Source organism: Enterococcus sp. 7E2_DIV0204 (assembly GCF_002140855.1).
In the GTDB taxonomy this organism is placed as follows: domain Bacteria; phylum Bacillota; class Bacilli; order Lactobacillales; family Enterococcaceae; genus Enterococcus_L; species Enterococcus_L lemimoniae.
The window spans coordinates 1,575,569-1,590,070 of sequence record NZ_NGKY01000001.1 but is presented as its reverse complement, the minus strand read 5'-3'; the positions used below and the strand labels follow the sequence as shown (position 1 = coordinate 1,590,070).

Here is a 14,502-nt window from a genome sequence, read left to right as displayed (position 1 = left end):
TCATCTTTTTTTCGAGGTGCTGTTTCATGAACCTAGCCCGCAAAGCTAACGTGCTTTTTTTAGAAAAGCAATTATTTTATTCAGATCTTTTTCTCCATTTGTCTCAACGCCACTTGATACATCGACTGCATACGGGTCAAATAGTTGTTTTGCTTGTTGGACATTTTCCGGTGTTAGGCCGCCAGCAATGATGATTTTCTTGCTTTTAATCGAATTTGTATCTAACCGAGACCAATCAAATACTCGACCATTTCCCCCAACAAATCGCTGTGGTGGCGCATCGAACAGCAAATATTCTGTTGAGGTCTCTTGGATAAGTTTTTCTTGAGATGAACCATCAACAGGAATTGCACGAATCAGCGGGACTGAAAAGGTTCCCGCTTTTAATAAACCATGAATTTGCACCATATCTAAGCTAGCTTGTCGAACGATCCATTCAACTTCTGATTGGCTCGGAGAAACAAATACGCCCACTTTTTTGACTCGTTTAGGGACAGCTTTCGTGATCTCTTTGACTTTTTCTGGGCTAATCTGACGTTTGCTTTCCGCAAAAACAAAGCCAAGATACTCTGCCCCATGTGCAACTGCTGTGTTTACTTGTTCTTCCGTTTTCAATCCGCAAATTTTGACTTTCATCGTAAGACCTGCAATTCTTTGACTTTTGCTTTAGGATCATTTTCCCGCATCAACCCTTCACCAACTAAAACCGCTTGATAGTTTTCTTTTACAAGAGCAACTTGTTGACCCGTTGAAAAACCTGATTCACTGATATAAACAGCATCTCTTGTTTGTTTTTTCCCTAGTTGTTGGCTGACTTCGATTGACACATCAAAGGTCTTCAGATTCCGATTATTCACACCGATTAGTTGAGCCGATAACTTTTCTGCTATTGCAAGCTCTTGTTCATCATGAACTTCTACTAAGACCTCTAACTCCAATGCGACTGCTTTGGTGTATAACTCTGCTAGCTTCTGTTTAGATAAAGCCGAAACAATCAATAATACCATCGTCGCTCCAGCATTTCTTGCACGAATCAACTGTTTTTCATCGATGATAAAATCTTTACATAAAACTGGAATTGCTACCTGTGAAGCAACTGTTCGTAAATCTTCAATTGAGCCTTTGAAGAAGACTTCATCCGTTAATACAGAAATAGCTGTAACACCGGCTTGTTCATATGCTTGCGCTTGTTCGATTACGTTGACAGCTAAATTAATAGCACCTTTAGATGGTGAAGCTCGTTTAACTTCTCCGATGATATGCATTTTATCCGGATGTGCTTTGACTTGTTGATAAAACGAGTCTGTTTTCCGTAATGGTTGAATCTTCTCTAACGGCATTGCCTGTACTTCTTGTTTCTTTTCATGAATGATTGTTTCTAAAAAATCCATTTAAGCTACCTCCTTTTGCACTTTGATCAATTGCAGCAGTTTATCAAAAGCCTCACCGCTTGCAACACACTCTTTCGCCAACAGAATTCCTGCTTGAACGCTGGACACTTTACCATTGCTGAAAAATCCTAATCCAGCATTTAATAAAACAGTATCCAAATATGGACTCGCCTGATTTTTTAAAATAGATAACAGAATTTCTGTATTTTGTTCAGCCTTCCCGCCCTGAATCGCCTCTATTGGGAGACGTGCAAACCCAAACTCTTCTGGTTCGATCGTATGCATGGTGATCCGTTGCTCTTCTAATAAAGCAAAATAGGTTGTTCCAGCCAACGTGGCTTCATCTAAGTTACCTGAACCATTAACAACTACCGCTCGCTTACGTCCTAATTCACCTAGTGTCTTCGCTGTTTCTTCCAACAGATCACGCCGATAAGTTCCCATTAGCTGCGAGTCTAATCTTACTGGATTCGTTAATGGACCAATCAAGTTTAAAATTGTTGGTGTCCCCAGCTCTTTGCGGACATTCATCACATATTTCATGTTCGGGTGCATGTGAGGTGCAAAAAGAAAAGCTAGACCAACTTCATTCAATACCGTACTTAATTTATCCGGCGACAGTGTAATATCAACCCCTAAACATTCAAAAAGATCAGCACTGCCTGATTTACTGGAAATACTGCGGTTACCATGTTTGGCAACAGTTACACCACCAGCTGCCAAAACGAAGGCAGCTGTTGTACTAATATTAAAACTGCCTGATTGATCCCCACCAGTTCCACAATTATCCATAACATTCTCTTTTTGACAATCGATTATGACTGCTTTACGTTGGATCGTTTCTGCAATTCCGGCCATTTCTTCCGCCGTTTCTCCTTTGCATTTTAATGCTGTTAAAAAAGCTGCGATTTGACTATCTGTTAGTTGCCCTTCAAAGATTTTTTCCGCTACTTGTTGTGTTTCCAAACGTGTCAAATGTTGATTACTAAAAACTTTTTCAAAGAGTTCTTTCATCGCATTGTTCCTCCATTACTTGGATAAAATTTTTGATAATTGCTGTACCACTTGAAGTGCCGATCGATTCTGGATGAAATTGAAGGCCGAACACTGGATATTTTTGATGTTCAATTGCCATAATCTCTTGATCATCCGTTGCTGTTGCAGTAACTAGAAATTCTGATGGCAAAGTTTGACGATCGATCACAAGTGAGTGATACCGCATCACTGAATCTTCTTGAGCTATCCCTTTAAAAAGCTGACTGTCTTTATTCGTTTTAATAAGCGATTGCTTACCGTGACGAATTTTCTTAGCCAGTATAACTTTGGCTCCGAATACTTCCCCAATTGTTTGATGTCCTAAGCAAATACCTAGTACTGGCTTCTTTTGGTAAAACTGTTGGATCAGCTCTTTTACATGTCCTGTCTCTTCTGGCGTTCCAGGTCCAGGAGAAATAATGATTGCCTTAGCCTGATTCGCCAGCTGAAAAATAGTATCTGAATCATTTCGAGTAATCACAACTTCTTGGTCTGCACCAATCAATTGAGCTAGATTATGTGTAAATGAATCATAATTATCAATGAGTAAAATCATTCTCCCACCTCCAAAAGTGCTTTTGCTTTATGCAATGTTTCTTCATACTCTTTAGCAGGATTAGAATCGTAAACAATGCCTGCACCGGCTTGAACATACGCTTTATTTTTATGAACAACCATCGTTCGGATGGCAATAGCAAAATCAGCCTGATCATTTTTCGAAAGATAGCCCACGGCTCCAGCATAGATGTTTCGTTTAACTGGTTCGATCTCATAAATCCGTTGCATCGCTCTAATTTTCGGCGCTCCACTAACTGTTCCTGCCGGTAAAGTTGCTTTCAGGGCATCCATTGCGGTCAAGTCCTGTTTCAGCTTTCCAGTTACTACAGAGACTAAGTGCATGACGAACCGATACTTTTCAACGATCATATAAACTGGCACTTCAACAGAACCGATTTCACTTACTTTCCCTATATCATTGCGGCCAAGATCGATCAACATCAAATGCTCTGCTCGTTCTTTTTCATCAGTAATCAACTCTCGTTCCAACACCAAGTCCTGTTCAGCTGTCTGTCCTCGTTTACGTGTTCCAGCAATTGGGTTTGTCGTGACAAGTTGATTTTTCACACTCACTAGACTTTCCGGGGAAGAACCGATCACATAAGTTTCACCAAAGTCTAGAAAATATAAGTAGGTGGATGGATTGGTCACCCGTAGCCTACGATAATAATCAAATGGAGCTTCTTCAAAATCAGCAGTCAAACGTTGTGACGGTACCATTTGGAACATGTCCCCTTGTTTGATATATCTTTTTATTTTGGTAACGACTGCTTCAAATTGCGGCTTGCTAAAATTACTTTTGTAGTGCAGTTTCTTCAAATGGATGACTTTTTGTTCTTCTTGGTTTGGTGTTTGAAGTTCTTTTATTTTTTGTGTGATCGCTTCAACTAGCTCTTCTTCTCCACGTTTCGAGTAAGTATTCGCTTCGACTAAAACTATTTTTTCACTAACATGATCAAATATTAAGTACGAATCAAATAAGTAAAAATGAATATCTGGAACGTTCAATTCGTCAAACGGCTGTTGCCCTAAATCTTCATAACAAGCAATCACATCATAACCAACATAACCGATCGCTCCACCTTGAAAAGGTAACTCGGCTGAGACAGATCCTTGTTTCAGGACGTATTTTTCGATTTCTTTTAATGGATCTTTTACCGTTCTTGTTTGACCATCGATCGTGAACTGATGACCGAAACAAGTGATTTCAGAAACGGCATCCCACGCAATGACCGAATAGCGTCCTTTGCTTTTATCTCTGGGAATACTTTCTAAAAGACATTTGTTCGTTCCTTTGATTCTTAAAAAGGCTGATATCGCAGTTAGATAGTCTGCTTGGATTTCTTTGATTCGTTGCATGAGATTCCCTCTTTTCTATTTTTTTATTTCAGATTTTGATAGAATACGTGATTCTCTAGTAATGAGACTTCTCTCACTTCGCTCGCCAAGTACTGTTCATCATCTACTCTGGCGAAGCCAATCGTAGTCCTTCAATTCTTAGAGCTTCAACTCTTAGAAAATAAAGGAAGCAACGTATCTTGACGATACCTTGTATTGTGCATCATCGAATCACTTTATTCTTCGTGATTTACAACAATGCGATCGAAACGCAGTGTAGTGATTCACAGCAAAAAGCCCTCACAAAACAGACCACTATCTGTTTTGTGAGGGCGAATAATAGTATCCACGGTACCACCTCAATGAAAAGGGTATTTCTTTTTTTAGTAACCTTTAGTAACTTTACATTATTCAACGTAAACGTCATGTAATTACTTATCGTTATTAGAATTGCCATTCGCTATTCATCGTTTTGGATTAGAGCGTTTGGTGATTCCTAGTAAGGTTACTTCTCTCCCTTGGTACGCCTTGTATTGTTCATCATCCATTCTGGCGGAGCCAGTCATGGTGATTCACAACAAAAACCCCCAAACCACACAAAAATCTGTGGTTTGAGGGCGAACTATTCACGGTGCCACCTCAAGTTTGAAAGAAATTCTTTCCTCTTATCAGTCGTCTATCAACGACCTTACTCTATAACGGGAGTCCCCGAAAATGCCTACTATAGTTCAACATTTTGCTCGAAAGTCCATTCACAACCCATCCCTTACTGATTCGCAGTCCCATCAGCTCTCTGAAAAGTTCCAGTGTTGTTACTCCTCTTTCTCAAAGCTTTGCTATTAAGGATAATCATATTAGAAAATTCTAATCTTGTCAACATTTTTTATCTCTTTTTCATTTTCCACTGTCAACCCTTCGATTTAGTATGGTTCTCTTTGATGATTTCCACTATCGTTTTTGCGGTTAATTCCATTGACTCAAGAGTAATAAATTCATATTGTCCATGAAAATTTTCACCACCTGTGAATAAATTAGGCGTTGGGATTCCCATAAATGAGATTTTCGATCCATCCGTTCCACCACGAAAAGGTTGAATATCTGGTTTGATATTTAAGTTTTCCATTGCTTTGACTGCAAGCTCTACAGGTGTCATATCTTTTTTGATAATTTCTCCCATATTGTAATATTGGTCTAAAAACTCTATTGTTACGCGCTCTTTGTCCAAAGTGCCATTCAATTTAGAGACTATTTCAGCTAGTGTGTTTTTTCTATTTTGAAAAAGTTCTTTATCATGATCACGGATAATATACGTCAATTCGGCATGATCTAAACTTCCAATAAATTTTGTCAACAAGTAAAAACCTTCATATCCTCGTGTTTTTTCAGGAACCTCCTCTTTAGGTAATTGGGCATCGATCATTTCACCCAATTTAATGGCATTGATCATAACACCATATGCTGTTCCAGGATGTACGCTTGTCCCTTCGATTTTAATCACAGCTTGTGCCGCATTAAACGTTTCATACTCAAAACAACCGACTCTGCCGCTATCTATTGTATACGCAAATTTTGCTGGAAAATTTGCTGCATCAAAACGGTCTGCTCCACGGCCGATTTCCTCATCTGGTCCAAATGCCAGTAAGACTTCACCATGAGGAATCTCAGGATGCGCCAGTAAATATTCCACCGCATCTAATATTTCAACGATTCCCGCTTTATCATCCGCACCCAATAATGTTGTTCCATCCGTTGTAATTAACGTTTGTCCTGTATACTCTTTTAAATTGGGAAATTCTTCTGTTGCCATGATAATCCCTAATTTCTCATTCAACACCACATCTTGGCCGTCATAGTTTGGGAAAACCTTTGGCTGAATATTGTCAGCATTATAATCTGCTGTATCCAAATGAGCAATAAACCCGATTACCGGTACATCCTCACTTATTGTTGCAGGTAGCGTTGCTGTTAAAAAGCCATTTTTTTCATTGTAATGAATCTCAGAAAGTCCGATTTCAGCTAATTCCTTTTCAATGATTCTAGCAAACTCTACTTGTCCTCTTGTCGTCGGAACTGTCTGACTGGCTGCATCAGAGCGTGTATTAACTTTAACATAACGGATAAATCGTTCTAATAATCGACTCATTTCTCTACTCCTCTAAGTAAGCTGTTCTAAGGTTGAAGTAATCACCGTATAAGTGATAACTGATCCCTTTGATTTTCGGATTGATCAAGTAGTTAGAAGCACTTTGGTAAAGTGGCACTTGGGCTGCATCTTGATCTAATAAAATAGCTTCCGCTTCTTTGTAATCGTCAAACTGTTTGTCTGGTGTATTAGCATTGATCGTACGGGCATTTGTAATAAGTTTATCGTAATCAGCATTTTTATATGAACCATAGTTATAGGCAGACTCTCCAGCATACAAATTGAAATAAGAATCTAAATCACTGCTTCCAGCAATCCAGCCAGACAATGATAGCTCATAGTTTTTGTCTTTACGCGTTTGAAGTACATTATTTTTTGGTTGTGCATTGATCGTGATTTCTAACCCTTTTAAGTTTTCTTGTAATTGACTTTGAACGTACTCAGAGATTTTTTTACCATTATCGTCATCCGAAACTAAAAGTGATAGTTTGATTTTATCCCCTAAATCCGCTTTGGCTTTCTCCCACTCAGCTTGCGCTTTTTTCACATCATAAACTGAATGATCCCCACTGAACTCTCTGAAGTCTTCAGATGTTTCAGGATTTTTGTATAGCCCACTTGGAATTAAACCGTTCAATGGTTTTGAACCATCGTTTAGCACACTTTTCGTCAATGCATCTTTGTCAATCGCTTGTGCAATTGCTTTGCGTAAATGAAGATTATCTGGTGCCGTATCTGCTTTTGTATTGAAATCTAGGTAGTAGTTGGCAACATCTGAATGAGTGACATACCCCGCCTCATCACTGTATTGTTGAACATATTGACCACTGATGCGGACTAAATCTAACTCGTTTGATTGATATAAATTGATGCCGGTATTCTCATCTTTGATCGTATTGACTTTCACTTCTGTTAATTTTACATTATCTGCATCATAGTATTCAGGATTTTTCTTTAATGTCCATGTTTCGGATGAAGCATCCCAGTCAGTTAAGATAAATGGACCGCTATAAATCAAGTGATCGCTATCTGTCGCATAATCTTTTCCTTGTTTTTCAACGTATGCTTGGTTTTGTGGTGCTAACCAACCTATTGACGCAACTGTTAAAAATGATGGTTGTGCTTGCTCTAATGTTACTTCAAATTCTTTATCACTCGGTGCAGCGAGACCAATTTCAGCTACTGGTTTTTCACCATTACGAATCGCTTTACTATTTTTCACATTATCTAATAAGTAGGCATTTGGGCCGATCGTTTCCGGTGTTACTAATTTTTTCCATGAATAAAGAAAATCTTGTGCAGTGATCGGTTCACCATTACTCCATTTAATGTCATCTTTTAATGTAAATTTATACGTTAAGCCATCTTCACTAATATCAACTTTTTCCGCTAATCCTGGAATTAGTGTACTGTCATCATCAAAACGATACAAGCCTTCAAAAAGATGCTGAACGATCGTAAAGGTGTTTTTGTCCATTGTTTGTGTTGTATCTAATGTTGAAAGTGGCGCAGGTGAGCTGATTTCAATTTTTTGAGTTGTTGCAATTACCCCATCTTCACTTTTTGTTGTTTCTTTTTTGTCATTGCCCCCACATGCTGTTAGTAATAATCCCGTTACTACAGCGCTTACGACTAATATTTTTCTCTTCATTTTGTTTCCCCCTTCAATATCTGTATACATTAGCTACTCCTACCTTATTATGTGAATATGAAAATGAGGTATTCTTGTCCTTGCTACAGCTTGAATTGTACATCATCAAGTTGCTTCGTTCTTTATGATGTACAACAATGAGATTAAAGCGCAGCGTAGTGATTCACTAGTAAGGTTACTTCTCTCCCTCTGGTCGCCAAGTATTGTTCATCATCTACTCTGGCGGAGCCAGTCGTAGTCCTTCAATTCTTAGAGCTTTAGCTCTTAGAAAACAAAGGAAGCAACGTAGCTTTCCGATACCTTGTATTGTGCGTCATCGAATCACTTCATTCTTCGTGATTTACAACAATGCGATCGAAGCGCAGCGTAGTGATGAACAACAAAAAACTCTCATCCTGTAAAGGACGAGAGTTTTAAACTTTCGCGGTACCACCTTCAATTAGCTTATACAATAAGCCCACTCTATCAGTACAAACATACTGAGGCGCTGTAACAGGCGCACCTGAATTGATCTCAACGTGTTCGATCAATTTGTTCAAAGGCCATTTTCTTTTCCATATTCACTGTCTCTTCCCACCAATCGAGACTCTCTTTGAGCTAGCTGAAAAATACTTTCCTCATCTTCACATTTAATTTTAATAGATAATGTATTACAAAGATTGTAGCATAGTAAAATAGTGACCGTCAACAAACTTTTAAACATTTTATTTTCCCTAAACGTTCTAACCTTCCTATTATACCTTGATCTGTAAACGCTATTTTGAACTAAGTAAAATAGTTAATTTTATTATACATTTTAAAAAATACGCTTTACTTCATTCTCTATTTCTTACAAAAAATATTGTTTTTTTGATAAATTCCTTTATCTTGTAAATGATATAATTTAACTAGTATTAAAATATTTTAATACTAAAAGGAGGAAACGGTAAAATGAAAACGAACAAAAAATTTGCTAGTCTAGCCTTGGTTACGCTACTAGCGCCAACATTATTGAATGCCCAACTTGCATTTGCAGAAGATACACAACCTGCACCCGTAACAAGAGGTAGTTTCTGAAGAGAAACAGCCAGAAGCTGAAAAAGAGGCTGATGTTGAAACTCAACCTGAAGCTGAAAAGGAAGTGCCTCAGGAAGAAACACAACCTGAAAGCAAACCTGAACAAGAAACACCAAAAGAAGAAGCGAAACCTGAAACTACACCCGAAGCTGAAAAAACAGAAACACCTAAAAAAGAAAAGGCAGCTACGAACGTTACAGTGATTGTTAACATCGTTGATCAAGACGCTGGTCCGATCAATACACTTTCTTTTACAGGTGAAGCAGGTACAACTCAAAATGTAGCCTTATCTTTAACACCAGGGGCTTATACTTTTGTTTCTACTTCAGACGCAATGGCAATTCCTGTTGCGGATGCTACTGGAAATTTAGGTTTACAATTAACCTTCCCAGATACCAATCAGATTGTTTCTGTAACTGTTAAGAAACTTGCTGGTATCGTTGGAGGAAACGTTTATGTTGCTCATATTGATGATCGCGGCCTTGAGTTGACTCAGGCTATCACAGTTCTAGGTGGTTTCATTGGTGAGTCTTACACAACTGAACCAAGAAATATCCCTGGTTATATCTTAGTAAGTACACCAGCTAATAGTATTGGCGCGTTTACAGACACTGAGCAAGAAGTTATTTATCGTTATGATCGTGTTCAAACAACTGTTAGTGTTGTTTGTGTTGATGAAAATGGCGTTCCTCTAGGAGATGTTGTATCCGAAGTTGGTAAATTTGACGATGCCTTCACAATCACAGCACCAGAAGTACCTGGTTATGAATATTTAGGTATCTCTCAGGCAGCCTACTCAGCAAGTCCTTCTATGGTATTTGAAGGAAAGTATGGATTAGAAGATCAAAGCTTTGTTGCAACTTACAGAAAAATTGTAGAAGTTCCTACGATTCCAGCTGCACCAACTGCACCAACGCCTGGTATCCAAACAACTACAGTACCAACTTTATTAGCAGAACCAATCAAAACAGCGCCGATTAAAAAAGAACATAAAAAATTACCTGAAACAGGTGAAACTGAAACAAGTTCTTTCGTAGCTTCACTTGGCTTGACTATCATTGCAGCAGTTTACTTCACTAAGAAAAAACGTGAAGATGAATTTAGTTTATAATCAACTTAAATAGTATATAAAAAGAGAGTATAACTCAGCCACGCTGACTTATACTCTCTTTTATCACTGATTCAAGTTTTACTTCAACGCTTTTTGCACATCTTCAATCATCAAATGCGTAGACTCTAAACCGCCACCGCTCAAGTACCAAACATCTGGCTGTAAAGTAATCACTTTACCGTTTTTACCTGCATTCGTTTGCTTAACTAATTCGTTATTTTCAACATTATCATTCGTATCATCCCCGCCGATTGCCTTCGTACGATCAACTACAAATAAGATGTCTGGATTCTTTTCTAACACATATTCATATGACACACTTTGACCATGTGTTGAAGCTTCGATAGCATCGTCTGCTTGTTTGAAACCAAATGTATCATGAACGATACCAAAACGAGACCCTGTGCCATATGCTGAAAGTTGGCCTTCATTTACCAAGACAACTAATGCTTTTTCATCACTAGCTTGTGCTTTTTCTTTAACATCTGTAATTTCTTTTTCTAAATCTGCAATTTTTGTTTTCGCTTCATCTTTTTTATCGAAGATTTCAGCTAAGGTTTCAATATTTTTCTTTGTAGAGTTCCATGTATCTTTGGCATCTACTGATAGATAAATTGTTGGCGCAATTTTGCTTAGTTTATCTTGAAAATCTTGTTGACGTCCAGAAATAATGATCATATCTGGTTTTAATTGGTTGATTTTTTCTAAATCTGGTTCTTTGATCCCACCTGCAGATTCTACTTTTTTATAGTCAGCTAAATAGGCTGGCAAGTTCTTCGTTGGCGCACCGACAACAGTATCACCAACACCTAATGCATCCATCGTATCCAATGAGCCATTATCAAAAACAACGACTTTTTTAGGATTTTTAGGAACTTCAACAGAACCATTTGAATCTTTTACTGTGATTGTTGTTGCTTCTTTACTTGAATCATTGGTTGCCGATCCATCAGTCGTTTTTTTATCATTATTTCCACATGCACCTAAAGTAAGTAATGCGATCATTGAGATTGTTGCAACTGCTAAGAATTTCTTTTTCATTTTGTTTCCCCCAATTTAATTAATATTTTTATACTGCTCAAAGAGTGAGCTAATATGTTACGCTTTTCTTGTGATCCAGCTTCACTCATTAGCCTTATCGGCAGTAACGAATAATAATTCACAGAGAAAAACACTCTGCTAAAATTATTATTCTTATACTGCTCAAAGGCTGAGCCAATGTGTTACGCTTTTCTTGTGATCTAGCTTCACTTACTAGCTCTTCGGAAAAAAGATGAATATTGCTAGTGGCAAAAATCGCCGCAATCATTATTCCCTATTTTTCTGTCAGAGCTAAACGAGTGCGTTACGCTTTTCTAGTTAAAATACATACAGAATCTTTTTCCTTCAATTTCACAAATCCGAATATTCATATCATAAAGTTTATTCAAAACTTCGGATTGAATAATGTCATCTGTGCTACCATGGGTAAATAGTCGACCGTCTTTCATTGCTACGATCTCATCAGCATAGCTCGCTGCAAAATTGATATCGTGAAGGACGATAATGACTGTTTTTCCAAATTCATCTACCAAGCGCCGTAGCGTCTGCATCATTTGAACCGCAAAGTTCATATCCAAATTATTTAATGGCTCATCCAGTAAAATATAATCTGTATCCTGCGCCAAAACCATAGCAATATATACTCTTTGTAATTGGCCACCTGATAATGTATCGATCAGTTCATCGGCAAGATCTAATAACCCAAGATTTTCCATTGCTTCTTCGACTTTTTCATGATCTTCTTTCTTCAAACGACCTTTACTATAAGGAAAACGGCCAAAATTGACTAACTCTCTAACTGTAATTTTTAGATTAATGCCGTTTGTTTGCTTTAAAATCGATAGTTTTTTAGATAATTCACTTTGTTTCCAAGTTTTCACTTCGTTGTGATCTAAATAAATTTCACCAGTATCTTTAGGAATCAAGCGACTCATCATTGAAAGCAGCGTACTTTTCCCTGCCCCATTCGGACCAATAAAAGCAGTCAATTTTTGCTCCGTAATGGGCAACTGAACTTCTGAAACAACAATCTTTTCACCATATCTTTTTGATACATTTTTGATTTCGATCATCTGCGCTGCTTCCTTTCACTAATAATTTTTCCAACAAAATAGACACCACCGCCAAATTCAATCACAATACTTAGTGTTGTATTCAGCTGAAAAACTTGTTCTACAAGAAACTGACCAAATACAAGCAATAGAATGGACAACAAACTTCCACCTAAAAATAACTCACGATGCTTATAAGTTCCCATCAATTGATAACTCATATTAGCGACAATGAATCCAAGAAACGTGACGGGCCCGACTAATGCTGTGGATAATCCAATCAAAGCACTGATTACTGTTAAGAGTACAAACTGAAATCTCGGAACATTGATTCCTAAACTCGTCGCTTGCTCGTTCCCTAAATGTAGAACATCTAGCGCATGACTTTTCAACCACAAAAAACCAGCTAAAAACGTAATTAAAATTCCAGCTATCAACAAATGTTGACTATTCACATTTCCAAAACTAGCAAATAATTTTCCTTGCAACAGATCATACTCATTTGGATCCATTACAACTTGTAAAAAAGTACTAATACTATTGAAAAAAGTTCCTAAAATAATCCCGATCATCAATAATAGAAATAGATCATTCCCACCTTTTTTCAATAAAAAACGAGATAACATAATGCTAGCACTCACCATTAACAAAACATTCAATAAAAATGTGGCGATCGTTTCATTACCTAACAACTGCTGTCCACCTAAAAAGAAAAACAGTAAGGTCTGGATAAAAACATATAGTGAATCCAGTCCTAAAATATTTGGCGTTAAAAAGTGATTTTGTGTCATAGTCTGAAAACTGATCGTCGAAAATGTTGCTGCAATCCCGACAAAAATAAATGCTAATAATTTTTTTCCTCTAAGCTCTAAGGCAAAGGCCCAATTCCCATACGTTTTATATGACAGGTATAAAGCACAAACCGCAATCACGGCGATCAACAATAAAATAACTTTTACCGCTGATGACTGGAAGAATTTCTTCATGCTGTTTTCCTCCTCATCAGTAATGCGATAAAGATAAAACTACCTAGCACACCGACTACAACGCTGACAGGCACTTCATAAGGCGCTATCACAACTCGAGCCAAAACATCACATGCCAGTAAAAAGATACTGCCCCCGACTGCCGTAATTGCCAATGTGTTCTTCATATGATCTCCATAACGCATCGATACCAAGTTAGGAACAATCACGCCTAAAAAGGGGATATTACCTACCATAATCAAAACCACAGCGCTAGATAGTGCTACGATACCTAAGCCAAATAATTGGATACGCTGATAATTCAACCCCAAATTGGTTGCCATATCTTCCCCCATGCCGACTACAGTGAACCGATAAGCAAAAAAATAGGTGATGATCAATAAAGGAATCGTTAGATAAAGCAGTTCATAATTGCCTTTCATCACTGTGGAAAAATTCCCCTGCAGCCAAGAAGACATATTTTGAACTAACTGAAATTGATACGCAAAAAAAGTTGCCACTGATCCAATGATATTACCAAACATCACACCAATCAACGGAATCATCACTTGATTTTTTGCAGGTAGAAAACGTGTTAAATAAATAAAAATCAACGTTCCAACAAAAGCAAACAAGAATGCGATGAATGATCGGAATAATAGCGGTGCACTAGGGAAAAAGATCATCACGACCAAAATACCTAATCGTGCACTATCCATCGTACCTGCTGTACTAGGTGAAACAAATTTATTCTGTGTTAAATGTTGCATGATCAACCCAGAAATACTAATCGTACTTCCGGCAATCACTAAACTGATTGTTCGAGGTACCCTTGTTGTTAACAATACTAATTGTTGCTGTGAATCCCATTGAAACAATTGTGTCAGAGAAATATCTTTCACTCCAACAAAAATCGATGCTACAATCAAAAGGAGTAAGAGAACAAATAGGCCTATTTTTTTCATATACTTGCTCCATTTTTCTACTTGCTAGAATAAAATTCTCAAACACTAAAAGAGCTTGTTTGGCTTTTCTAATTGTCCAGCCTTACACGCTAGCATTTCGGAAAAAAGATAAAACTTGCTCGTGTCAAATACGACACAATCCTGTTTTCCTATTTTTCTGTCAGAGCTGAACGAGCCTGTTCGGCTTTTCTAATTG

13 protein-coding genes and 2 other annotated features are annotated in these 14,502 nt (G+C 37.7%); of the genes, 2 read left to right on the top strand and 11 right to left on the bottom strand.

Annotated features, from left to right (window positions below; genetic code table 11):
• Window positions 1-45: 45 nt before the first annotated feature.
• The 7 genes from A5819_RS07380 to A5819_RS07350 form a co-directional block, all read right to left on the bottom strand.
• Window positions 46-636: a phosphoribosylanthranilate isomerase gene (locus tag A5819_RS07380; protein ID WP_086278021.1), complete on the bottom strand. Its 591-nt coding sequence runs from the start codon at window positions 634-636 to the stop codon at window positions 46-48.
• Window positions 633-1,391, bottom strand: coding sequence for an indole-3-glycerol phosphate synthase TrpC (gene trpC, locus A5819_RS07375; RefSeq protein ID WP_086278019.1), 759 nt, complete (start codon window positions 1,389-1,391; stop codon window positions 633-635). Before trpC ends, A5819_RS07380 begins: the two co-directional genes overlap by 4 nt.
• A complete protein-coding gene (trpD, locus tag A5819_RS07370) occupies window positions 1,392-2,405 on the bottom strand; it encodes an anthranilate phosphoribosyltransferase (RefSeq protein WP_086278017.1) in 1,014 nt (337 codons plus the stop codon).
• Entirely contained in the window at window positions 2,389-2,982 is a 594-nt protein-coding gene (locus tag A5819_RS07365; protein ID WP_086278015.1) for an aminodeoxychorismate/anthranilate synthase component II, read from the bottom strand. The genes trpD and A5819_RS07365 overlap by 17 nt, the downstream gene beginning before the upstream one ends.
• On the bottom strand, window positions 2,979-4,343 hold the full coding sequence (gene trpE, locus A5819_RS07360) for an anthranilate synthase component I (RefSeq protein WP_086278013.1): 1,365 nt from the start codon (window positions 4,341-4,343) through the stop codon (window positions 2,979-2,981). The genes A5819_RS07365 and trpE overlap by 4 nt, the downstream gene beginning before the upstream one ends.
• 589 nt (window positions 4,344-4,932) lie before the next feature.
• Window positions 4,933-5,160 (bottom strand) — a binding site (T-box leader).
• Between the two features lie 69 nt (window positions 5,161-5,229).
• On the bottom strand, window positions 5,230-6,465 hold the full coding sequence (gene pepT, locus A5819_RS07355) for a peptidase T (RefSeq protein ID WP_086278011.1): 1,236 nt from the start codon (window positions 6,463-6,465) through the stop codon (window positions 5,230-5,232).
• A 4-nt stretch (window positions 6,466-6,469) separates the two neighbouring features.
• Window positions 6,470-8,116: a peptide ABC transporter substrate-binding protein gene (locus A5819_RS07350; RefSeq protein ID WP_176271380.1), complete on the bottom strand. Its 1,647-nt coding sequence runs from the start codon at window positions 8,114-8,116 to the stop codon at window positions 6,470-6,472.
• Between the two features lie 397 nt (window positions 8,117-8,513).
• Window positions 8,514-8,749, bottom strand: a binding site (T-box leader).
• A 297-nt stretch (window positions 8,750-9,046) separates the two neighbouring features.
• Between A5819_RS07350 and A5819_RS19730 the strand changes: the two genes are divergently transcribed.
• A complete protein-coding gene (locus tag A5819_RS19730; protein ID WP_254907238.1) occupies window positions 9,047-9,172 on the top strand; it encodes a hypothetical protein in 126 nt (41 codons plus the stop codon).
• A 64-nt stretch (window positions 9,173-9,236) separates the two neighbouring features.
• On the top strand, window positions 9,237-10,283 hold the full coding sequence (locus A5819_RS07345; RefSeq protein ID WP_254907237.1) for a MucBP domain-containing protein: 1,047 nt from the start codon (window positions 9,237-9,239) through the stop codon (window positions 10,281-10,283).
• 78 nt (window positions 10,284-10,361) lie between these two features.
• On the opposite strand, the gene A5819_RS07340 is transcribed toward A5819_RS07345, so the two are convergent.
• From A5819_RS07340 to A5819_RS07325, 4 genes are all read right to left on the bottom strand, one after another.
• Window positions 10,362-11,324 (bottom strand): siderophore ABC transporter substrate-binding protein, encoded by a 963-nt coding sequence (locus tag A5819_RS07340; protein WP_086278007.1) that lies wholly within the window; start codon window positions 11,322-11,324, stop codon window positions 10,362-10,364.
• A gap of 314 nt (window positions 11,325-11,638) precedes the next feature.
• Window positions 11,639-12,397: an ABC transporter ATP-binding protein gene (locus A5819_RS07335; protein ID WP_069639184.1), complete on the bottom strand. Its 759-nt coding sequence runs from the start codon at window positions 12,395-12,397 to the stop codon at window positions 11,639-11,641.
• Window positions 12,394-13,362 (bottom strand): iron chelate uptake ABC transporter family permease subunit, encoded by a 969-nt coding sequence (locus A5819_RS07330; protein WP_086278005.1) that lies wholly within the window; start codon window positions 13,360-13,362, stop codon window positions 12,394-12,396. Before A5819_RS07330 ends, A5819_RS07335 begins: the two co-directional genes overlap by 4 nt.
• Window positions 13,359-14,306, bottom strand: a complete 948-nt coding sequence (locus A5819_RS07325; protein ID WP_086278003.1) for an ABC transporter permease — start codon at window positions 14,304-14,306, stop codon at window positions 13,359-13,361. Before A5819_RS07325 ends, A5819_RS07330 begins: the two co-directional genes overlap by 4 nt.
• Window positions 14,307-14,502: the final 196 nt, after the last annotated feature.